This is a genomic window from Heliobacterium chlorum (assembly GCF_014502795.1).
Taxonomy (GTDB): domain Bacteria; phylum Bacillota; class Desulfitobacteriia; order Heliobacteriales; family Heliobacteriaceae; genus Heliobacterium; species Heliobacterium chlorum.
Map to the genome: position 1 here is coordinate 1 of NZ_JACVHF010000080.1, position 1,905 is coordinate 1,905.

A 1,905-nucleotide genomic window follows, 5' to 3' on the forward strand; every position below is an offset into this window, starting at 1 on the left:
CGCGTTTTCAACACCCCTACCGTAAGTAAAAAAAGAATTTTGGCCTAATGGAATTTTTTGCAATTTAAAGGATTATGTCAGGGTTTGTCGAATACCATCTCCCAAGGTATAGAGGGAGATGGTATTGATGAAAGAAGTAAAATATCCCGAAAATATAGATATCTTATCGGTAGGAGCCATGCCCATCATCGCGGACTATTGCAACGAACTTGGCATGCGCGAAATTGTCAATGATGTCGTACGCTGGGATAAAGATCAATGGAGCATTACGCCTGGGGAACTACTGATAGCCATGGTCATCAATTTGCTGATTTCCCGTTCTCCCTTGTATCGGATTCGTCAGTTCTATGAAAACACGGATTTGGATTTGATCTTTGGGAAGGGTCGCGTTACACTTCCCGTACTCCATGACCGTCATTTTGGCGAGCTTCTGGATCGCATGCATGAAGCGAACCCTCGATTAATCTTCGATATGATCAGCACCAATGCCATTCTTCGTCATGACATAGACCTGACACTTCTTCGCTCAGATACCACTAGCCATAGTGTGTACGGAGCCTATGACGGGGCAGAGCACAGTGCGTTGAATATCACCTACGGTCATAGTAAAGATCATCGACCGGATTTAAAACAGTTTCTCTATGGCCTTGTCGTCGCGGAAGGGGTACCGGTGGCCGGAACCGTGATGGACGGGAACACATCCGATAAAGCATGGAACCCCGAAATGATCCGTGAATTATCCGAAATGGTGGTTCATCACGTACAGCATAAGGTAATGTACATCGCAGATTCAGCGGCGGTTACGCCGGACAGCCTACATGCGTTGCATGATCAGATGTATTTTGTATCACGACTACCGGGCACCTATGGATTAACCACGAAAGTAAAGGCTCGGGCCTTTGCAGAGAATCAATGGGTGCAGGTCGGTCCCCTCAATGAACGAAACCATGCCGCCGAGTACAAACTTTGGGTGACGGAAGACGAACTGGAGGGGCACCACTATCGCTTTATTGTCGTTCAATCGACGGCATTGGCTAAAAGTAAACTCCAAACCATTCAGAGAAAAGTGGAGCAGGAACAGAAAAAGCTCCAAAAAATGATCTCCGATCAAGAGAAACGTCGGTACGCCTGTGAAGCCGATGCGCAGGTGGCTTTGATGGAATTTCTTTCGGCGTGCCCGACGGCATTTCACAATCCGGCGGCACAGGTACAATCCATCCAAAAGGAAATTCCACGGCAAACCCGTGGTCGACGGCCCACTCATTACGTGCCGGAATATGAAACGCTATGGCAAATTGTTGGACAAGTCGGTCCCATCGATCCGGTGAAGCTCCAAGCCGCTCAACACTTCGGAGAGACGTTTATTTTGATGACCAATGAATTCACCCTTGACCCGGTCGAAGTCTTACGGCGGTATAAAGGCCAGATCTCGATTGAAAATCGGTTCCGCTGGTTGAAGAATCCAACCGGGGTCGACCAGACTTGGCTAAAAACCCCGAAACGTGTTCTTTCATTGGGGTATGTGTTTCTCATTGGTCTATTAATCTACAGTTTGGTAGAGCGTCGGTTACGAAAAAATTTGTCTCAAGAAACGAAATCACTTCGTCTTCCAGGAAATCGTCTGACGAAAACACCGACAACGACAGCATTTCTTCAATTATTTCAAGATGTGTCCGTAATGACTGTCGTTAACCCCGATGGATCGATTCATCGGGTGCTTCCTCGCCGATTCAACACACCCGAACTCCAACGAGCGACTCGGCTTGTTGGCGTAAACTTCATGCGCTTTTCGCTAACTCCCGAGGAATTCGATGAACAGTTGCATACCTAAAATAATCTTGCCTATTTGCCACTTTTCTTTAGTTTAATTTGTTAGAGGCGCATAGTAGGGGTGTCGAATGTGCG

1 protein-coding gene is annotated in these 1,905 nt (G+C 47.1%); it reads left to right on the forward strand.

The annotated features are described in order from the left end of the window. Positions 1 to 127 precede the first annotated feature (127 nt). Positions 128 to 1,831 carry an IS1634 family transposase gene (locus H1S01_RS20005; protein WP_188042141.1) on the forward strand — a complete coding sequence of 568 codons (1,704 nt, stop codon included), beginning with the start codon at positions 128 to 130 and terminating at the stop codon, positions 1,829 to 1,831. Positions 1,832 to 1,905 lie beyond the last annotated feature (74 nt).